At 59.9% G+C, this 17771-nt stretch carries 20 protein-coding genes and 1 pseudogene; 10 read left to right on the top strand and 11 right to left on the bottom strand.

The features are described 5' to 3' along the window. Positions 1 to 31 precede the first annotated feature (31 nt). The 5 genes from D6877_RS21385 to colR form a co-directional block, all read right to left on the bottom strand. Positions 32 to 259, bottom strand: a complete 228-nt coding sequence (locus D6877_RS21385) for a hypothetical protein (RefSeq protein WP_016773424.1) — start codon at positions 257 to 259, stop codon at positions 32 to 34. Between the two features lie 2 nt (positions 260 to 261). Next, positions 262 to 978: a lipopolysaccharide kinase InaA family protein gene (locus tag D6877_RS21380; protein ID WP_130912038.1), complete on the bottom strand. Its 717-nt coding sequence runs from the start codon at positions 976 to 978 to the stop codon at positions 262 to 264. Positions 979 to 981: 3 nt separating this feature from the next. Beyond that, positions 982 to 1650, bottom strand: coding sequence for a class I SAM-dependent methyltransferase (locus D6877_RS21375; protein ID WP_130912037.1), 669 nt, complete (start codon positions 1648 to 1650; stop codon positions 982 to 984). 151 nt (positions 1651 to 1801) lie between these two features. After that, positions 1802 to 3085, bottom strand: a complete 1284-nt coding sequence (locus tag D6877_RS21370) for a HAMP domain-containing sensor histidine kinase (protein ID WP_130912036.1) — start codon at positions 3083 to 3085, stop codon at positions 1802 to 1804. Continuing rightward, entirely contained in the window at positions 3075 to 3758 is a 684-nt protein-coding gene (gene colR, locus D6877_RS21365; RefSeq protein ID WP_016773421.1) for a two-component system response regulator ColR, read from the bottom strand. Before colR ends, D6877_RS21370 begins: the two co-directional genes overlap by 11 nt. A 210-nt stretch (positions 3759 to 3968) precedes the next feature. Between colR and D6877_RS21360 the strand changes: the two genes are divergently transcribed. Then, positions 3969 to 4712 (top strand): phosphatase PAP2 family protein, encoded by a 744-nt coding sequence (locus D6877_RS21360; protein WP_024014149.1) that lies wholly within the window; start codon positions 3969 to 3971, stop codon positions 4710 to 4712. 190 nt (positions 4713 to 4902) lie between these two features. Here the strand turns inward: D6877_RS21360 and groL are convergent, their stop codons facing one another. The 4 genes from groL to D6877_RS21340 all read right to left on the bottom strand — a co-directional run bounded on the left by groL (position 4903) and on the right by D6877_RS21340 (position 8426). After that, positions 4903 to 6549 carry a chaperonin GroEL gene (groL, locus tag D6877_RS21355; protein ID WP_064365078.1) on the bottom strand — a complete coding sequence of 549 codons (1647 nt, stop codon included), beginning with the start codon at positions 6547 to 6549 and terminating at the stop codon, positions 4903 to 4905. Between the two features lie 50 nt (positions 6550 to 6599). Beyond that, on the bottom strand, positions 6600 to 6893 hold the full coding sequence (locus tag D6877_RS21350) for a co-chaperone GroES (protein ID WP_007916610.1): 294 nt from the start codon (positions 6891 to 6893) through the stop codon (positions 6600 to 6602). A gap of 259 nt (positions 6894 to 7152) precedes the next feature. Further along, on the bottom strand, positions 7153 to 7629 hold the full coding sequence (locus D6877_RS21345; protein ID WP_016773418.1) for an FxsA family protein: 477 nt from the start codon (positions 7627 to 7629) through the stop codon (positions 7153 to 7155). Positions 7630 to 7700: 71 nt separating this feature from the next. Further along, positions 7701 to 8426: a HugZ family protein gene (locus D6877_RS21340; protein ID WP_130912035.1), complete on the bottom strand. Its 726-nt coding sequence runs from the start codon at positions 8424 to 8426 to the stop codon at positions 7701 to 7703. A gap of 163 nt (positions 8427 to 8589) precedes the next feature. Between D6877_RS21340 and D6877_RS21335 the strand changes: the two genes are divergently transcribed. Then, positions 8590 to 9348 (top strand): SDR family oxidoreductase, encoded by a 759-nt coding sequence (locus D6877_RS21335; RefSeq protein ID WP_130912034.1) that lies wholly within the window; start codon positions 8590 to 8592, stop codon positions 9346 to 9348. A gap of 20 nt (positions 9349 to 9368) precedes the next feature. On the opposite strand, the pseudogene D6877_RS30040 reads toward D6877_RS21335, so the two are convergent. Then, positions 9369 to 9476, bottom strand: a pseudogene (locus D6877_RS30040) (metal ABC transporter ATP-binding protein); the annotation flags it as partial. A 3-nt stretch (positions 9477 to 9479) separates the two neighbouring features. After that, positions 9480 to 10574, bottom strand: coding sequence for an iron-sulfur cluster carrier protein ApbC (gene apbC, locus D6877_RS21325; protein WP_130912033.1), 1095 nt, complete (start codon positions 10572 to 10574; stop codon positions 9480 to 9482). A 319-nt stretch (positions 10575 to 10893) separates the two neighbouring features. Between apbC and metG the strand changes: the two genes are divergently transcribed. The 8 genes from metG to D6877_RS21285 all read left to right on the top strand — a co-directional run bounded on the left by metG (position 10894) and on the right by D6877_RS21285 (position 17696). Next, positions 10894 to 12945 carry a methionine--tRNA ligase gene (metG, locus tag D6877_RS21320; RefSeq protein WP_130912032.1) on the top strand — a complete coding sequence of 684 codons (2052 nt, stop codon included), beginning with the start codon at positions 10894 to 10896 and terminating at the stop codon, positions 12943 to 12945. A gap of 114 nt (positions 12946 to 13059) precedes the next feature. After that, entirely contained in the window at positions 13060 to 13629 is a 570-nt protein-coding gene (locus D6877_RS21315; protein ID WP_130912031.1) for an Rnf-Nqr domain containing protein, read from the top strand. Further along, a complete protein-coding gene (gene rsxB / locus D6877_RS21310) occupies positions 13626 to 14630 on the top strand; it encodes an electron transport complex subunit RsxB (protein ID WP_130912030.1) in 1005 nt (334 codons plus the stop codon). Before D6877_RS21315 ends, rsxB begins: the two co-directional genes overlap by 4 nt. Continuing rightward, positions 14617 to 15600 (top strand): RnfABCDGE type electron transport complex subunit D, encoded by a 984-nt coding sequence (locus D6877_RS21305; RefSeq protein ID WP_130912029.1) that lies wholly within the window; start codon positions 14617 to 14619, stop codon positions 15598 to 15600. Before rsxB ends, D6877_RS21305 begins: the two co-directional genes overlap by 14 nt. After that, complete coding sequence (locus D6877_RS21300; RefSeq protein ID WP_130912028.1) at positions 15597 to 16205, top strand: RnfABCDGE type electron transport complex subunit G; 609 nt, start codon at positions 15597 to 15599, stop codon at positions 16203 to 16205. Before D6877_RS21305 ends, D6877_RS21300 begins: the two co-directional genes overlap by 4 nt. An 8-nt stretch (positions 16206 to 16213) precedes the next feature. Beyond that, positions 16214 to 16774 carry an Rnf-Nqr domain containing protein gene (locus D6877_RS21295; protein WP_347233425.1) on the top strand — a complete coding sequence of 187 codons (561 nt, stop codon included), beginning with the start codon at positions 16214 to 16216 and terminating at the stop codon, positions 16772 to 16774. After that, entirely contained in the window at positions 16771 to 17409 is a 639-nt protein-coding gene (gene nth, locus D6877_RS21290; protein WP_016773410.1) for an endonuclease III, read from the top strand. Before D6877_RS21295 ends, nth begins: the two co-directional genes overlap by 4 nt. A 107-nt stretch (positions 17410 to 17516) precedes the next feature. Beyond that, positions 17517 to 17696, top strand: a complete 180-nt coding sequence (locus tag D6877_RS21285; RefSeq protein ID WP_130912026.1) for a hypothetical protein — start codon at positions 17517 to 17519, stop codon at positions 17694 to 17696. Positions 17697 to 17771: the final 75 nt, after the last annotated feature.

The following is a 17771-nucleotide window of genomic DNA, read 5'->3' as shown; positions in this document are numbered from 1 at the left end:
TGCGAGGCCTTTTATTTGGGCTTCAATCGTTTCAACTGGCTGGCCTCATTCCCTGAGACAGTCCGAACATGAACAACAGCAAATCATGATCGGGCTGGGTCGCCACGGAGGCTTTCGCCACCCGTGGAACCGAACAATGAGCGTCGTTCCCGGACGCTCCTATGACCTGCATGCGCGGCTGCTCCCAGGCAGCCACCGCCAGTGAAGCAACTGCCAAGGCCCCAACCAGGAACAAACCTCGTGCAATTTCGAGTTTCATCGCTATAAACCTTTGATAGCGCTGCCAAACGCCGTCTCATAAAAGTAGACGAGTTTTTTCCAGTCGGCATCGCGGAACGACGAATGGCGACGCAGTTGCTTCATGTCATGCCGGGCGGCGCGATAGGCGGTCAGACGCTGGCGGCACTTCTCCAGATCGATCAGCGCCACTTCAACCTGCGCCGCTTCGCCTTCACCGGTCACCCGGACGAAAACATGCTTGATGTAGATGCAGCTGTGTTGCCAGCGGCCCTTGTGCATGCGCGCCAGGTTTTCGGCGAGGTCCTTGAGGACTCGCTCGTAAACCACGTTGTCACATTGATCGCGACCACCGACGGCGGCCAGCCAGTGCTCCAGTTCCTGGAAGCCGTCCAGCGACTTCGTCACCAGCAATGCGCGCCACTTGTGCTGAGGATCGGGCTGGGCGCCGCAGAAAACGATTTGCGGTACGCGGACACCGAGCTTGCTCACGCCGGTCAGCGCGTCGAGCTCACGCAATACGGTGGGGCGTCCGAACGGGTGAAGCCAGCTGCGATAGATGTGCCCGGTCTGGCGCTTGGCGTACAACAGCTGACCGTCACGGTCGACGATGCGCTGCACCCCGCTTTCGCCACCACGGCGCACATTGGGCTCTTCAACCCATTCGCCGCGCTGGTTCCAGTAATGATCGAAACGATCCTGGGGAGCGACATTCGCTTCAACCGCTGCTTGCACTGCCATCCTCTACCTCTTGCGTAATACGTAAACTCGCCACATCGCATAGAGCGGTATGAAGTCCAGTTGTTCCTGAATGCGGAAACCCGCCTGTTCGAATTCTTTCTCGATCGTCGCCGCCGGAATCAGAAAACGATTCTGATAGTCATGGCTCGGCCGTTCCCGCTCGGCGCGCTTGCGCTTCCAGGCCTTGAAATTGCCGTCGACCCACAACGAAACAATCACACTGTCACGGCTCACCCGCTCGAACTCGCGCAGGATCACCCGGCGGTGCTCGGCCTCGCCGATGTGGTGCAGCAGACGCATGCAAAAGATGCTGTCGACCGAGTTATCCGGCAGAGCGATGTCGAATGCCGAGGTGTGCAGTGGTTGCACGCGCTTGACCACTTCGGCCGGTTGCCCTCGCAACGCGGTCTTGATCATCGATTCGGAATTGTCCGCACCGATGATTACCCGGTTGGGCTTTTCCGCAAGCATTGGCCAGAAACGCCCGGCACCACATGGCAGATCCAGCACCAGTCCGGGGTCACCCGCGAGCGCCAGGGCCTTGCGACCCACTTGCTCGTCGCGCCAGTGCGACAGGCGGCGACCAAGGCTTTCCTGATGCTTGCGCAGATATCGTTGTGCGTGTTGGTCGTCGTACTTTTCGGAAAAATCGAGCTTGATCGGGCCGGCCATCAACTGGACTCCTGAGTTCTGATGACGCCACCTTAAGCAGCGACCTGTCAGCGTCAGGTCATCCAATTGTGAAAATTCTGTCAGGTAAATCCGCAAATTATTACAACGTTATACAGGATTCAGACAGCTGTACGGGAGTAGCCTCGAGCCACTATTTGCCGGCATTCACGCCAAGATCCACCTCGAATCGGCAGCCATTGGGCTCCATCGTGCTCAGGCTCACCGTCCATCCCTGGTTTTCACAGATGCGTTGCACCAGCGACAAGCCCAGGCCGAGACCTTCGCCACGTTTCTCGCTGCCGCGTACAAAGGGCTCGAACATCGCCTCGCGTTTTTCTTCGGGAATGCCCACGCCCGAATCCTCGACAACAAAACCGTTGGCGGTGAGGGTCAGGCGAATGAAGCCCTGTTCGGTGTAGTGCAGCGCGTTACGCAGAAGATTGCCCATGACCGCGTTCAGCAAGGTCGCGTTGTAGCGAGTGTCCGGTGGGTTGCCCGGCTCGAACATCAGCGTCAGGCCCTTGCGCTCGATCGGCTCACGCCACAGGCACAACAGGCTTTCGGCGACTTGCGTGAGATTCTGCTGCGGCGCCGCCGCGGCTTCTTCGTTCTGTGTGCGTGCCAGCATCAGGAAAGTCTGTACCAGTTCGCGCATCTCTTCGCTGGCCCGGGCAATGCGCTCGACCTGCGCGCGACCGCGCTGATCGATACCGGGGTTTTCCAGCAACAGTTCGCAGGAACTGGCGAGGACCATCAGTGGCGTGCGCAACTCATGGCTGACGTCACTGGTGAACAGGCGTTCACGGGTCAGCGCCTGACGCAAGCGCCCCAGCGTGGCATCGAATGCCACCGCCAGCTCACCGACTTCATCCGCTGCGTAATCCGGCGCCAAGGGTGGCGCCAGGCCGAGCAACTGGTCGCGATGACGGACCTGCCGCGCCAGGCGCACCACCGGCGCCATCACTTTGCGGGCGAGCACCCAGCCAAGGAACACCGCCAGCGCCAGACTGAGCACGAAGCCGACCAGCACCACAGCAAACAGCACGCGCTCGCGCTCTTCGAAATCGCTTTGGTCCTGCAGCAGCACGTAGCGCCGGCCATCTACCACCTCGACCATGGCGTGATAGGACAGCTGCTCGCGGAATACCTCATGGAAACCTGCATCGAGGTGACGCAGATCCTTGGGCAGGTCGAAATCCCCCGGCCCGCCGCTGAAATAGAACAGCTGATCCGGCTCGGGCCGGTGGCTCCAGTCGGAGACGTTGTCCATCAGCAGCAGACGTTGCAGGTCGCCGCCCAGCCCCGCAGAAATCAGTTTCTCTTCCACCAGGTGCACCGTCGCGACGATGCCCATGGCGAAGGCGCCAGCCACCAGCGCACTCATCAGTGCAAAGGCGATGATGATCCGCTGGGAAAGACTCTGCTTAAACTCCATCTCGCCCCTCGGCCAAGCGATAACCGACACCGTGCACGGTGTGCAGCAGTGGCTTGGCGAATGGCTTGTCGATCACCTGGCGCAATTGGTGAACATGGCTGCGCAGGCTGTCGCTGTCCGGGCAGTCATCGCCCCACAGCGCTTCTTCGAGAATCTCCCGACGCAGCACGTGCGGGCTCTTCTGCATCAGCACTGCGAGCAGCTTGAGGCCGACCGGGTTGAGCTTGAGCAACTTGCCTTCGCGGGTCACTTCGAGAGTGTCGAGGTCGTAGCTCAGGTCGCCGACCTGCAATGCCCGGCGACCGCCGCCCTGAGCACGGCGCATGACCGCTTCGACGCGCGCCGCCAGTTCGGACAGAGCGAACGGTTTGATCAGGTAGTCGTCGGCGCCGGACTTGAAGCCCTGCAGCCGGTCGTCGAGTTGATCGCGGGCGGTGAGCATGATCACCGGCGTGTCGCGCCGGGCATCTTCACGCAGGCGTTTGCACAAGGTGTAGCCGTCGATGCCGGGCAGCATGATGTCGAGCACGATCAGGTCGTAATGCTCGGTCGCCGCCAGATGCAGACCGGACAGGCCGTCTTGTGCGCAATCGACGGTATAGCCTTTCATGCCCAGGTAATCGGCCAGATTGGCCAGGATGTCACGGTTGTCTTCGACCAGCAGAATTCGCATGGACATCTCCTCCGAACGGGGTAACGGCCGTCTTGGCCCGCGCAGCTTACGGCCAAGTGTGGCTCAGGGCTAGGGGCGTTTTTCGATAAACCTGCACTGCGCGCGCTGCGACGTTTTTTTCACTTTCGGTTAACAAATCGCCGACGCCAGCGCGCGCAGACTCCGCGCGATTGCTCCTTCACTCTCTCTTCATCGACCAAGGAACCTGCCATGGTGTCGACCTCTGCCCTTCCCGCTTCAAGACCGCTGAACTGGTGGTTGTGTCTGGGCATTCCCGCAGCGGCGGCGATCATTCTGCTGTTGCTCGAACTGACCGATCTGGACATGGTTCTGGCGCAGATGTTCTACGACCCGGTGGCCGGGGACTTCATCGGGCGGCACAGCTATTTTCTTGAAGACATCCTGCATGACCGGGCGAAACAGCTGGTGATCGGCTTCTCGGTGTTTGCCATCCTCGGTTTCATCGGCGCGTTTTTCATCGAAAGACTGAAACCGTTCAAGCGCGAACTGGGCTGCCTGGTGCTGTCGCTGGGGCTGGCGACTTCGTTTGTCACTCCGGTCAAAGCCGTCACTGCCGTGCAATGCCCGTGGAGCCTGGAGCAATTCGGCGGTCACGAGACCTACAGCAAACTGATGGAGCATCGTCCCGCCACCGACAAACCGGGACGTTGCTGGCCGGGTGGCCATGCGGCGACCGGGTTTACGTTGTTTGCTTTGTTCTTCGTGTTGCGCGACCGCCGCCCGCGACTGGCGCGGCAGGCATTTGTGTTTGCCTTTGCGCTGGGCTCGGTGTTCTCGATCAGCCGCATGATGCAGGGCGCGCACTTCTTTTCGCACAACGTGTGGACGGCGATTTTCTGCTGGCTGATCTGTCTGGGGGCTTATTACTGGGTGCTGTATCGCCCGGCTGGCAAGACTTCGACGGCGATGAACACACAGCCGATCAATGCCTGAAATAAACAACCTGTGGGAGCGAGCCTGCTCGCGAATTGGCGGCTCAACTGGCTTGCATGTCGGATGACAGACCGCTTTCGCGAGCAGGCTCGCTCCCACAAGGGGATACCAGTGAGCTTCGAAATTGGGGCAATAAAAAACCCCGCCGACTTTCGCCAGCGGGGTTTTGCGTTACAGGGCCAGGGCTGGCTTACATCATGCCGCCCATGCCACCCATGCCGCCCATGTCTGGCATACCGCCGCCAGCTGCACCTTCTTTCTTCGGTGCGTCGGCAACAGCTGCTTCGGTGGTCAGGATCAGACCGCCGATGGAGGCTGCAGCTTGCAGAGCCGAACGGGTTACCTTGGTTGGGTCCAGGATGCCCATTTCGATCATGTCGCCGTATTCGCCGGAAGCAGCGTTGTAACCGAAGTTACCTTTGCCGTTCTTCACTTCGTTGACGACAACGCTTGGCTCGTCACCGGAGTTGGCAGCGATCTGACGCAGCGGCGCTTCAACAGCGCGACGCAGCACAGCGATACCGACGTTCTGGTCAGCGTTGTCGCCGGTCAGCTCGGTCAGTGCTTCCAGAGCACGGATCAGCGCCACGCCACCGCCAGGTACCACGCCTTCTTCAACGGCTGCGCGGGTTGCGTGCAGGGCGTCTTCAACGCGGGCTTTCTTCTCTTTCATTTCAACTTCGGAACCAGCGCCAACCTTGATCACTGCAACGCCGCCGGACAGCTTGGCCAGACGCTCTTGCAGTTTTTCACGGTCGTAGTCCGAGGAAGTTTCGGCAACCTGGGCGCGGATCTGAGCGATACGGCCTTCGATGTCTGCCTGCACGCCAGCACCGTCAACGATGATGGTGTTTTCCTTGGACAGGGTGACGCGCTTGGCGTTACCCAGGTGCTCCAGGGTGGTGCTTTCCAGGCTCAGACCGATTTCTTCGGAGATAACGGTACCGCCGGTCAGAACGGCGATGTCCTGCAGCATGGCCTTGCGACGGTCGCCGAAGCCCGGTGCCTTGACGGCAGCGACTTTGACGATGCCACGCATGTTGTTCACAACCAGAGTCGCCAGGGCTTCGCCTTCAACGTCTTCGGCCACGATCAGCAGTGGACGGCCGGCTTTGGCAACGGCTTCCAGCACTGGCAGCATTTCGCGGATGTTCGAGATCTTCTTGTCGACCAGCAGGATCAGCGGGCCGTCGAGCTCGGCAACCATGGTGTCCGGCTTGTTGACGAAGTATGGCGACAGGTAGCCACGGTCGAACTGCATGCCTTCTACAACCGACAGTTCGTTTTCCAGGCCCGAGCCTTCTTCAACGGTGATCACGCCTTCTTTACCGACTTTTTCCATGGCTTCGGCAATGATGTCGCCGATGGAGTTGTCGGAGTTGGCCGAGATGGTGCCGACCTGAGCGATGGCTTTGAAATCAGCGCATGGCTTGGACAGGGCTTTGAGCTCTTTGACAATGGCGATGGTCGCCTTGTCGATGCCGCGCTTGAGGTCCATCGGGTTCATGCCGGCAGCGACGGCTTTCAGGCCTTCGTTGACGATCGACTGAGCCAGAACGGTAGCGGTGGTAGTACCGTCACCAGCGTCATCGTTGGCACGGGAGGCAACGTCTTTGACCAGCTGCGCGCCCATGTTTTCGAAGCGATCTTCGAGTTCGATCTCTTTGGCGACGGAAACGCCGTCCTTGGTGATGGTCGGAGCGCCGAAGCTCTTCTCGAGGATCACGTTACGGCCTTTCGGGCCCAGGGTCGCTTTTACCGCGTCAGCCAGAACGTTGACGCCTTTGAGCATCTTGGAGCGGGCGGCATCGCCGAACTTAACTTCTTTAGCAGCCATGATCGATATTCCTTAAATACTTTGTAGTAGCGGGAAAATGAACGGGGATATCAGCCTTCGATAACCGCGAGGATTTCGTTCTCGCTCATTACCAGCAGGTCTTCGCCATCGACTTTCACAGTGTTGCTGCCGGAGTACGGACCGAACACAACCTTGTCGCCTTCCTTCACGGACAGTGCACGCACTTCACCGTTTTCCAGAGCTTTGCCCGGGCCTACAGCGAGAATCACACCGTGGTTGGCTTTTTCAGCAGCCGAACCTGGCAGGACGATACCGCCAGCGGTTTTCTTTTCTTCTTCGCTGCGACGGATGACGACGCGGTCATGCAGAGGACGAAGCTTCATTGTCGATCTCTCCTAATTGTGGTTTTCATCGGCCGGTGTAGTCCCGGCGGGTTTAACGAATCCGGCCTGCGCCGGTTGCGGTCCGTCGAGCGAACCGCGCAAGTCTGTCCGGTTTGAATACCGGAAACCTTTCGGTGACCGATACATAGGGGCGCACAAGCCGATTACAAGGGCTGATGGAAAAAAATTTTCATCGCCACACAGCAAAAAAGCGCCATAAACGAGCACGGCACCCGAAGGTGCCGTGTCGATGCTGATGTCACTTGTTGTCGCGATGTTCGAACTCGCCTTCGATCACATTCGGCTCTCGACCGAGCGGCTCGCGCGGGGCCGGGCCGCCGCGGGGTTGCAGGTCGTCGGCGAAGGCGCGCTGGCGCATGGCCTGGTCTTCGGCGCGCTGGCGCATCTTGTTCGCCAGCAGACGCCGGGTGACCGGCAACAGCATCACCAGACCGACCACGTCACTGATGAAGCCGGGAATGATCAACAGGCCACCGGCCAACGCCAGCATCAGGCCTTCGAGCATGGTCTGCGCGGGCAATTCGCCGCGATTCAGACTTTCCCGGGCACGCAATGCGGTGGCCAGACCGGCGACGCGCAGCACGAACACACCGAACATCGAGCCGAGAATGATCAGCAGCAGGGCCGGGAAGAACCCGATAGAGCCTGCCACTTTGACGAATACGAACAGCTCCAGCACTGGAAACAGCAGAAAGAGCAACAGAAAAGGGCGCATCAAAGTTTCCTCAACGCAAGAAATGCCTTGCAGTAAGCCTTAGATGACGTCGCCCTTGCGTGAATTCAAGCTTAACTTTGCGCTTTTTTCGGCCAGGACTGGGCGTGAGCCAGAGAAACCAAGGCCTCGCGCACTTGTGTCGGCGTATTACATGGCGTGGCGAAGGGCAACCAGTAGACGGCCTGACCGATGCGCAAGTGCATGCCTTCGCTGTCGATGCCGGCCAGTTGCGCCGGCGTGCTGTTGGGCAGCCCGGCGAGCTCGACGTAATGGGCGATGGCCTTGGCGTGATCGCTGTTCATGTGCTCGACCATGCTGATTTCAGCCTTGCCGGCGAACGGGTTGGCCAAGGTCAGATCGTCGATCCAGTGGATCGCACCAAAGCCGCCGATGTAGCGATGGCGCACCGGATCGAGCACCCAGAAATCGAAATCGTGGGCCTTGTGATAATTCTGCGAGTCGGGGAAATAGCGGTAATAGCGTTCGGCGGCAGCCTCGATGGCTGCCGGGTCTTCGAGTTTCTGCGCTTGGGCCAGATAGGTCAGCCGCCCGACCGCCTGCACGTCGTCGGCCTCGCGCTCGCCCACCAGCATCGAACACTTCGGATCTTTCTGCAGGTTATGCGTGTGCTGGGCGATGCGGCTGATCAGGATCAGCGGCCGGCCCTGCTCGTCCAGGCAATACGGCACAACCGAACCAAAGGGAAAACCCGGCATCGATTTGGAGTGGGTCGACAGCACTCCACGGTATTCCTTGAGAAGCAATTCTCGGGCATTCTTCGCCACTTCAGCGCTCAATTTGTGACTCCTTAAATGGGTTCCGTCTAGAAAACGGACAGGCGCGCAGCGAAAAGTAACCGGCGCGCATCGGGCAAATGTTCGTGTGCAACCAGGCCTGACCGGTACCGATCGAGCGTTGCCGACAACAAAAACAACTCAGACCTGCCAGCGGGACATGCGAATGCAACTCAACGACAAAGTAATCATTATCACTGGCGGTTGCCAGGGTTTGGGCCGTTCCATGGCCGAGTATTTCGCCGGCAAGGGCGCGAAACTGGCCCTGGTCGATCTGAATCAGGAAAAACTCGACGCCGCCGTGGCTGCGTGCAAAGCCAAGGGTGTCGAAGCGCGCAGCTACCTGTGCAACGTCGCCAGTGAAGAACAGGTCGAGCACATGGTCGCGCAAGTGGCCGAAGACTTCGGCGCCATCCACGGCCTGATCAACAACGCCGGGATCCTGCGCGATGGTCTGCTGCTGAAGGTCAACGACGGCGAGATGACCAAGATGAGCCTGGCGCAGTGGCAGGCGGTGATCGACGTCAACCTGACCGGCGTGTTTCTTTGCACCCGAGAAGTCGCGGCGAAGATGGTCGAGCTGAAGAACAGCGGCGCGATCATCAATATTTCCTCGATCTCCCGTGCGGGCAACGTCGGCCAGACCAACTATTCCGCCGCCAAGGCTGGCGTAGCGGCAGCGACCGTAACCTGGGCGAAGGAACTGGCGCGTTACGGCATTCGCGTCGCGGGCATTGCGCCGGGCTTCATCGAAACCGAAATGACTTTGGGCATGAAGCCGGAAGCGCTGGAGAAGATGACGTCGGGCATTCCGCTCAAGCGCATGGGCAAGCCGGAAGAAATCGCCCATTCGGCGGCGTATATCTTCGAAAACGACTACTACACCGGGCGGATTCTGGAGATGGATGGCGGGTTGCGCATCTGACTGTCACCCTGAAACAAATGTGGGAGCGAGCCTGCTCGCGAATGCGGTGTGTCATTCAACCCATTGGTTGTCTGATCTACCGCTTTCGCGAGCAGGCTCGCTCCCACAGGTTTTTCAGCGCTGCTGATGGATCAATCGTCGCTGATGGTGATGTTCGGCATCGCCGGTGTGGCGGCTTCCTGCAACACGATCCGCGCGCCGACGTGACGGGCCAGCTCCTGATAGACCATGGCAATCTGGCTGTCCGGCTCGGCGATGACGGTTGGCTTGCCGCCATCGGCCTGTTCGCGGATCAGCATCGACAGCGGCAGTGAGGCCAGCAGTTCGACGCCGTACTGGGTCGCCAGTTTCTCGCCGCCGCCTTCACCGAACAGATGCTCGGCATGCCCGCAGTTCGAGCAGATGTGCACGGCCATGTTTTCCACCACGCCCAGCACCGGAATGTTGACTTTGCGGAACATTTCCACGCCTTTGCGTGCGTCGAGCAATGCCAGGTCCTGCGGCGTAGTGACGATCACCGCACCGGCCACCGGGACTTTCTGCGCCAGGGTCAGCTGGATGTCGCCAGTGCCTGGCGGCATGTCGATGACCAGATAATCCAGATCGCCCCAGGCAGTTTGCGTGACCAGTTGCAGCAGCGCCCCGGAAACCATCGGCCCGCGCCAGACCATCGGCGTGTTGTCGTCGGTCAGGAACGCCATCGACATGACTTCCACGCCGTGGGCCTTGAGCGGCACGAACCATTTCTGATCCTTGACCTCGGGCCGGGTGCGCTCGGGAATGCCGAACATGATGCCCTGGCTCGGGCCGTAGATATCGGCGTCGAGGATGCCGACTTTGGCGCCTTCACGGGCCAGCGCCAGCGCGAGGTTGGCAGCGGTAGTGGATTTGCCCACGCCGCCCTTGCCGGAAGCAACGGCGACGACGTTCTTGACATTGGCCAGCCCGGGAATCTGCGCCTGGGCCTTGTGCGCGGCGATCACGCTGGTGATCTCGACTTTAGCCGCAGTGACACCTTCGAGGTTTTCGATAGCCAGTTGCAGCATTTGCGCCCAACCGCTCTTGAACAGGCCGGCGGCGTAGCCGATTTCCAGCTGCACATTGACGCGGTCACCGATGATCTCGATGTTTTTCACGCAACCGGCGCTGACCGGGTCCTGGTTCAGGTAAGGGTCGGTGTATTGGCTGAGGACGGCTTCCACCGCTGCGCGAGTGACGGCGCTCATGGGCAACTCCGATAACAAGACTGGAAAGGATGGCGGGTATCGTACGCTGGACACCGATTTGAGGCGAACAGATTACTTGAGCTGAAAATCCACTGTGGTGAGGGGATTTATCCCCGTTCGGCTGCGCAGCAGTCGTAAAGCCATTGCACTCGGACTGTCTGATGCATCGAAGTTTGCGGTTTTGGGGCGGCTTCGCCACCCAGCGGGGATAAATCCCCTCACCACACGAGCTCTCAAAGTACCCGGTGGCGCAGGGGTGAAAAATATGCGCCAGCGCTTTATAGTGGCCGACCTCCGTTTCATCAAGTAGCGAAGCCCCATGTCCGAGCCACGCAAGATCCTCGTCACCAGCGCCCTGCCCTACGCCAACGGTTCGATCCACCTTGGCCACATGCTGGAGTACATCCAGACCGATATGTGGGTGCGCTTCCAGAAGCATCGCGGCAACCAATGCATTTATGTCTGCGCCGACGACGCCCACGGTTCGGCGATCATGCTGCGCGCGGAAAAGGAAGGCATCACCCCGGAACAACTGATCGCCAACGTGCAGGCTGAACACAGCGCCGACTTTGCCGACTTCCTCGTCGATTTCGACAATTTCCACTCCACTCACGCCGAAGAAAACCGTGAGCTGTCGAGCCAGATCTACCTCAAGCTGCGTGACGCCGGGCACATCGCCCAGCGCTCGATCACCCAGTATTTCGACCCGGAAAAGAAAATGTTCCTGGCCGACCGCTTCATCAAGGGCACCTGCCCGAAATGCGGCACCGAAGACCAGTACGGCGACAACTGCGAAAAATGCGGCGCGACCTACGCCCCGACTGACCTGAAGGATCCGAAGTCGGCAATCTCTGGCGCCACCCCGGTGCTCAAGGATTCCCAGCACTTCTTCTTCAAGCTGCCGGATTTCCAGGACATGCTGCAGGCCTGGACCCGAAGCGGCACCCTGCAGGACGCCGTGGCCAACAAGATCGCCGAATGGCTGGACGCCGGCCTGCAGCAGTGGGACATTTCCCGCGATGCGCCGTATTTCGGCTTCGAGATTCCGGGCGAACCGGGCAAGTATTTCTACGTGTGGCTGGATGCGCCGATCGGTTACATGGCCAGCTTCAAGAACCTCTGCAACCGCACGCCGGAGCTGGACTTCGACGCGTTCTGGGGCAAGGATTCGACTGCCGAGCTGTACCACTTCATCGGCAAGGACATCGTCAATTTCCACGCGCTGTTCTGGCCAGCCATGCTCGAAGGCGCCGGCTACCGCAAGCCGACCGGCATCAACGTGCACGGCTACCTGACCGTCAATGGTCAGAAAATGTCCAAGTCGCGCGGCACCTTCATCAAGGCCCGCACTTATCTGGATCATCTGTCGCCGGAATACCTGCGCTATTACTACGCAGCCAAGCTGGGCCGTGGCGTCGATGACCTCGATCTGAACCTCGAAGACTTCGTGCAGAAGGTCAACTCCGACCTGGTCGGCAAAGTGGTCAACATCGCCAGCCGTTGCGCCGGTTTTATCCACAAGGGCAACGGCGGCCTGCTGGTCGACAACAATGCCGCGCCGGAGCTGACCGAGGCCTTCCTCGCCGCCGCGCCAAGCATTGCCGACGCCTACGAGGCCCGCGATTTTGCCCGCGCCATGCGTGAAATCATGGCCCTGGCTGACCGCGCCAACGCGTGGATCGCCGACAAGGCGCCGTGGTCGCTGAACAAGCAGGAAGGCAAGCAGGATGAAGTCCAGGCGATCTGCGCCACCGGCATCAACCTGTTCCGCCAGTTGGTGATCTTCCTCAAACCGGTGCTGCCGCTGCTGGCCGCCGATGCCGAGGCGTTCCTCAACGTCGCGCCGCTGACCTGGAATGACCACACCACCTTGCTGGCCAACCACCAGCTCAACGAATTCAAACCGTTGATGACCCGCATCGACCCGGTAAAAGTGCAAGCCATGACCGACGCCTCCAAGGAAGACCTGACCGCCAGCCAGACCGACACCGGCGCTGCCGCAGCTGTGGGCAACGGCGAACTGGCCAAGGATCCGCTGTCGCCGGAAATCGATTTCGACGCCTTTGCTGCCATCGATTTGCGCGTCGCTCTGATCGTCAAGGCCGAACACGTCGAAGGCGCCGACAAGCTGCTGCGCCTGACCCTCGACATCGGTGACGAGCAACGCAACGTGTTCTCCGGGATCAAGAGCGCCTACCCGGACCCGTCCAAGCTCGACGGTCGCCTGACCATGATGATCGCCAACCTCAAGCCACGGAAAATGAAGTTCGGTATTTCCGAAGGCATGGTGATGGCGGCAGGTCCCGGCGGTGAAGAGATCTACCTGCTCAGCCCGGACAGCGGCGCCAAGCCAGGTCAGCGCATCAAGTAAGACGTTGCCGTAAAACGATCCCACCGACGTGCGCTGCATGCCGGTGGGATTTTTCATATCTGGCCCGATAGTGCCTACCCTTAAGAGACACCCGCCCGTTTCGCTGGCAGAACCATGACCGAACTCGTGTTAACGCTGATCAGTGCTGCGCTGCTCAACAACTTGGTGTTGCACTGGCCGCTGGGCGTCGCTCCGCTGCTGGCGGGTAGCCGACGTCAGGTGCATGCGCTGGGATTGGCGACGTTATGCCTGATGGTGATTGTCGGCGTCATCGGACAGGCGATCTGGCATTGGCTATTGGTACCGTTGCAGCTTGAAGCGTTGCGCCTGTTCGTGTTTCTGCCGTTGAGTGTGTTGTTGATCGCGCCGCTGCTGAAACTGCTGGCGCGCGGACTGCCAGATTGGCCGTTCGACGGATTGTGGCCGCTGCTGCTCGGCAATGCCGGCGTACTCGGGCTGGCGTTGATCAATGCGCAAAATGATCAAGGCCTGCTGCACGCGACAGCATTGAGTCTCGGCGCCGGGCTGGGTTTCTGGCAGGTGTTGAATGTGTTCTGCGACCTGCGCGAGCGCACGGCCGACAACGATATTCCCCTGCCCTTTCGCGGCCTGCCGATCGATCTGATCAGCGCCGGACTGATCGCAGTGATTTTTCTCGGATTCAGTGGATTGATCAAAACATGAGTCTGCTTCAACGCATCGATGCCCTGCTGCCGCAGACCCAATGCGGCAAGTGCGGCCATCCCGGATGCAAACCCTATGCGCAAGGCATTGTTGACGGCGAGCCGATCAACAAGTGCCCGCCGGGCGGCGAAGAAACCATCGCTGCGCTGGCCGAGCTGTTGAAAATACCGGTCCTGGAACTGGACATCAGCCGTGGCCCGGCACCGCCGCAAGTCGCCTTCATCCGCGAGGCCGAATGCATCGGCTGCACCAAGTGCATTCAGGCCTGCCCGGTCGACGCCATCGTCGGCGCGGCAAAACTCATGCACACGGTGCTGATCGACGAGTGCACCGGTTGTGATCTGTGCGTTGCGCCGTGCCCGGTCGACTGCATCGAAATGCATCCTTTGCCTGCGAACACGATCCCAGTGGTTGGCGGTCTCGCATTTGATCTCGAAGAACAGCGCGCCCGCGCGATCAAACGTGACCACGCGCGCCAGCGTTTCGAGCGCCGCAACCAGCGCTTGCTGCATGAAGAACAGCAAAAGCAGGCCGAACGTGAAGCGCGAGCCGCGCGTGCGGCACAACCGCAAGTCTCGACCGCCGATCCGGTGCAGGCTGCACTTGAGCGGGTGCGCGCACAAAAAGCCGCTAACGCCGATGCGGCGCTGAAGAAGGCCAAGGTCGATGTGGCGATGAGTCGGGCTCAGTTGCATAAATCGCTGAAAGCTTTCGGCCATCCGCCGACGTTCGAACAGCAGTCGCAACTGATCGTCCTGCAGCAACAATTCGAAGCCGCCGAGCAAGCGCTGGCGAATCTGGAAAGCAGCCAACCGGCAATTCCCGCCGTTCCCGCACCGACCAACGACGCCGAACTGAAGCGAGCCAAGATTCAGTTGGCCATGCGCCGCGCCGGGCTGAAAAAAGCCCAGGCAGCGGAGGCTGCGCCGGAGCAGATCGCAGCACTGGAGCAAGCCGTGACTGACGCCGAGCGCCAGGTGCAAGACCATGCCACCCCTTGAGGCAGCGGACGATCGCCTGCAACAGGCGATGAATACCGTGCTGCTGGCCGCTGTGCCGGGTCTGCTCGCTTTGTTCTGGCTGTATGGCTGGGGCGTGTTGATCAATCTGCTGTTGGCGGTTGCCAGTGCTTTGCTCGTCGAAGCCGGGGTCGCCCATTTGCGTCGGCAAGCGGTGCAAGCGGCACTGCGTGATGGCAGCGCGCTGGTCAGTGCAATGTTGCTGGCCGTTGCGCTGCCGGCTTATTGCCCTTGGTGGCTGACGGTCACGGCGACCGCTTCAGGCTTGTTGTTCGGCAAGCACCTGTATGGCGGCGTCGGCAGAAATCCGTTCAACCCGGCGATGCTTGGCTTTGCCCTGAGCATGGTGCTGTTTCCGCAAGCGATGACGCATTGGCCCGGTCATGGCCTCGATTTCCTCTCGGCGTTGCATCAGGTTTTCAACCCGACTCCAGCACCGGACGCCTGGGCGCAGGCCACGGCACTGGACAGTCTGCACATCAATAAAAGCCTGACCATCGATGAGCTGTTCGCCAGCAACCCGGCCTTCGGCCGCTTCGGCGGGCGCGGTGTGGAATGGGTGAATCTGGCGTTTCTGCTCGGCGGTCTGTGGCTGTTGCAGCGGCGGATCTTTTCCTGGCACGCACCGGTGGGGATGCTCGCCAGTCTGTTCCTCATCAGCCTGTTGTGCTGGAACGGATCGGGGTCCGATTCCCATGGTTCGCCGCTGTTTCATCTGCTCAGCGGCGCGACCATGCTCGGTGCATTTTTTATCGTGACAGAACCGGTGTCCGGCGCGAAAAGCGCCCTCGCCCGCCTGCTGTTCGGCATTGGCGTCGGCTTGCTCACCTATCTGATTCGCACTTGGGGTGGTTACCCGGACGGCGTCGCGTTTGCGGTATTGCTGATGAATCTGCTGGTGCCGACGCTGGAGCGCTTCGCCGCCAGCCACCAGTTGAAGGTGAACGCGTGAACCGCTCGGCGAGCGTCGTGACGGTCGTGCTGCTGGCACTCGCTGGCGTGAGCGCAACATACGTGCTGCAGCGCAGCAGTGCACCGCAGATTGCCAGCGAGCAGCGTTTGCTCGACAGCCGCAAATTGCTTGATGTGCTTCCTTCGGGGTACTACGACAATCAGCCGCTGGAACAACCGCTGACGAAGCTCGCCGAGCCTGTTTTGCGCCATAGCACGCTGTCGGGCGGCTATCGAGCGACCCGCTCCGGACAGACAGTCGCGGTGCTGTTGCGCAGTCGCAGCGAAGGTTACGCAGGAGCACTGGAACTGCTGATTGCCATTGATGCAAATGGCAAACTCCTCGGCGTGAAAACCCTTGAGCAGCGCGAAACGCCAGGATTGGGTGGTGACATCGGAGAATGGCCGAACTCCTGGCTTCAGGCCTTCATCGGCAAATCCCGTACAGAGCCGACAGATGCCGGTTGGGCGCTGAAAAAGGATCAGGGGCAGTTCGATCAAATCGCTGGCGCGACCATAACCTCCCGTGCCGCCGTCAACGCGATTCATGACGCACTGCGTTATTTCGATGAGCATCGGGCGCTGCTGCTGGGGAATGGCCAATGAGACGCACGGTGAGTTTATTGATGCTGGTGCCGCTACTGGGCGCCACACAAACGTTGAGCGCTGCACTGGGGATAACCTTGATGCTCGGCGCGGTACTTGGCGCTTTTGCCATCTGCATGTCACCGCTGCGCGACCGGCTGACGGGCACCCGTACGTTGCTCGCCAGCCTGACACTTGCTGCGACGTTGACCAGTTGCGCGGATATTGTGGCGCAACGCTGGTTTTTGCCATGGCAGCAGGCGTCTGCGCTCTATATAGGGCTGCTTGCCTTGCAGTGCGTCGCTCTTGAATACAGTGGCCTCTTTCGCGAGCCCATCGCTGCCATTTTCAAACGCTGCACCCTGTTCGCCGCGCTCATGCTGTTGATCGGCGGGCTGCGTGAAATCCTTGGCCATGGCTCCCTTGGCCGAGGGCTGTCGGCGTCTTGGCAAGGTCTGGTTGTCTTCCCCGAGGGATTGCATCTGTTTACGCTGGTCCCCGGCACTTTTGTTTTAACGGGCGTGCTTCTCGCCGCACGTCAGGCGTGGACACGCCGCCACTCTGTCATCAAGGAAACGCATCGCCCATGAATGCTGCAAAACGTCTTGAGATATTTCGCCGACTGCACGAAGACAATCCCGAGCCGAAAACCGAGCTGGCCTACTCTTCGCCATTCGAGCTGCTGATTGCGGTGATTCTTTCAGCGCAGTCCACCGATGTCGGCGTCAACAAGGCCACCGCCAAACTCTTCCCCGTCGCCAATACGCCCGCCGCTATTCACGCGCTGGGGGTCGAAGGCCTGTCCGAGTACATCAAGACCATCGGCCTGTACAACAGCAAGGCGAAGAACGTCATTGAAACCTGTCGCTTGCTGGTTGAACGCCATGGCGGGGAAGTGCCGCAAACCCGCGAAGAACTCGAAGCCCTGCCCGGCGTCGGGCGCAAGACTGCCAATGTGGTGCTAAATACCGCTTTCCGGCAATTGACCATGGCGGTCGACACGCACATCTTCCGCGTCAGCAATCGCACCGGCATCGCGCCGGGGAAAAATGTGGTGGAAGTTGAAATGAAATTGATGAAGTTTGTACCGAAAGAATTCCTGCTCGACTCACACCACTGGTTGATTCTGCACGGCCGTTATGTGTGCCTGGCACGCAAACCGCGCTGCGGCAGCTGCCGCATCGAAGATTTGTGCGAATACAAACACAAAACTTCTGACGATTGAGCCATCATCAGTTTTCCGTATCCATCGATTGAAAAAATCTTTTTTACCCGCCGCACTAATGTCGATATAAGGAGCGCCAAAGGCAGTCTTAGCCGGGAGTCGACTTCATGAGTACCGATAAAGAACAACTGGATGTGGAAGAAGATTTTATTGTCGCTGATGCCGATGACGCGGAGCCGGTGGTGGAAGTGGCTAAAACCAACCTCAGCAAGCGTCGCACAATCGACAACCTGCTTGAGGAGCGCCGATTGCAAAGACAATTGGCCGACTACGATTTTGATCTCTGATACCTGAAGGCCTCCCTGAACGGAGGCTTTTCATTTTCTGCGACAACCGAGCTTGATCGGCCCATGACGGTCTCA

It is taken from the genome of Pseudomonas sp. Sample_9 (genome assembly GCF_004307535.1).
Taxonomy (GTDB): Bacteria; Pseudomonadota; Gammaproteobacteria; order Pseudomonadales; family Pseudomonadaceae; genus Aquipseudomonas; species Aquipseudomonas mercuritolerans.
Note: the sequence above shows the minus strand (reverse complement) of the source record. Positions and strands in the feature narration are given on the sequence as shown.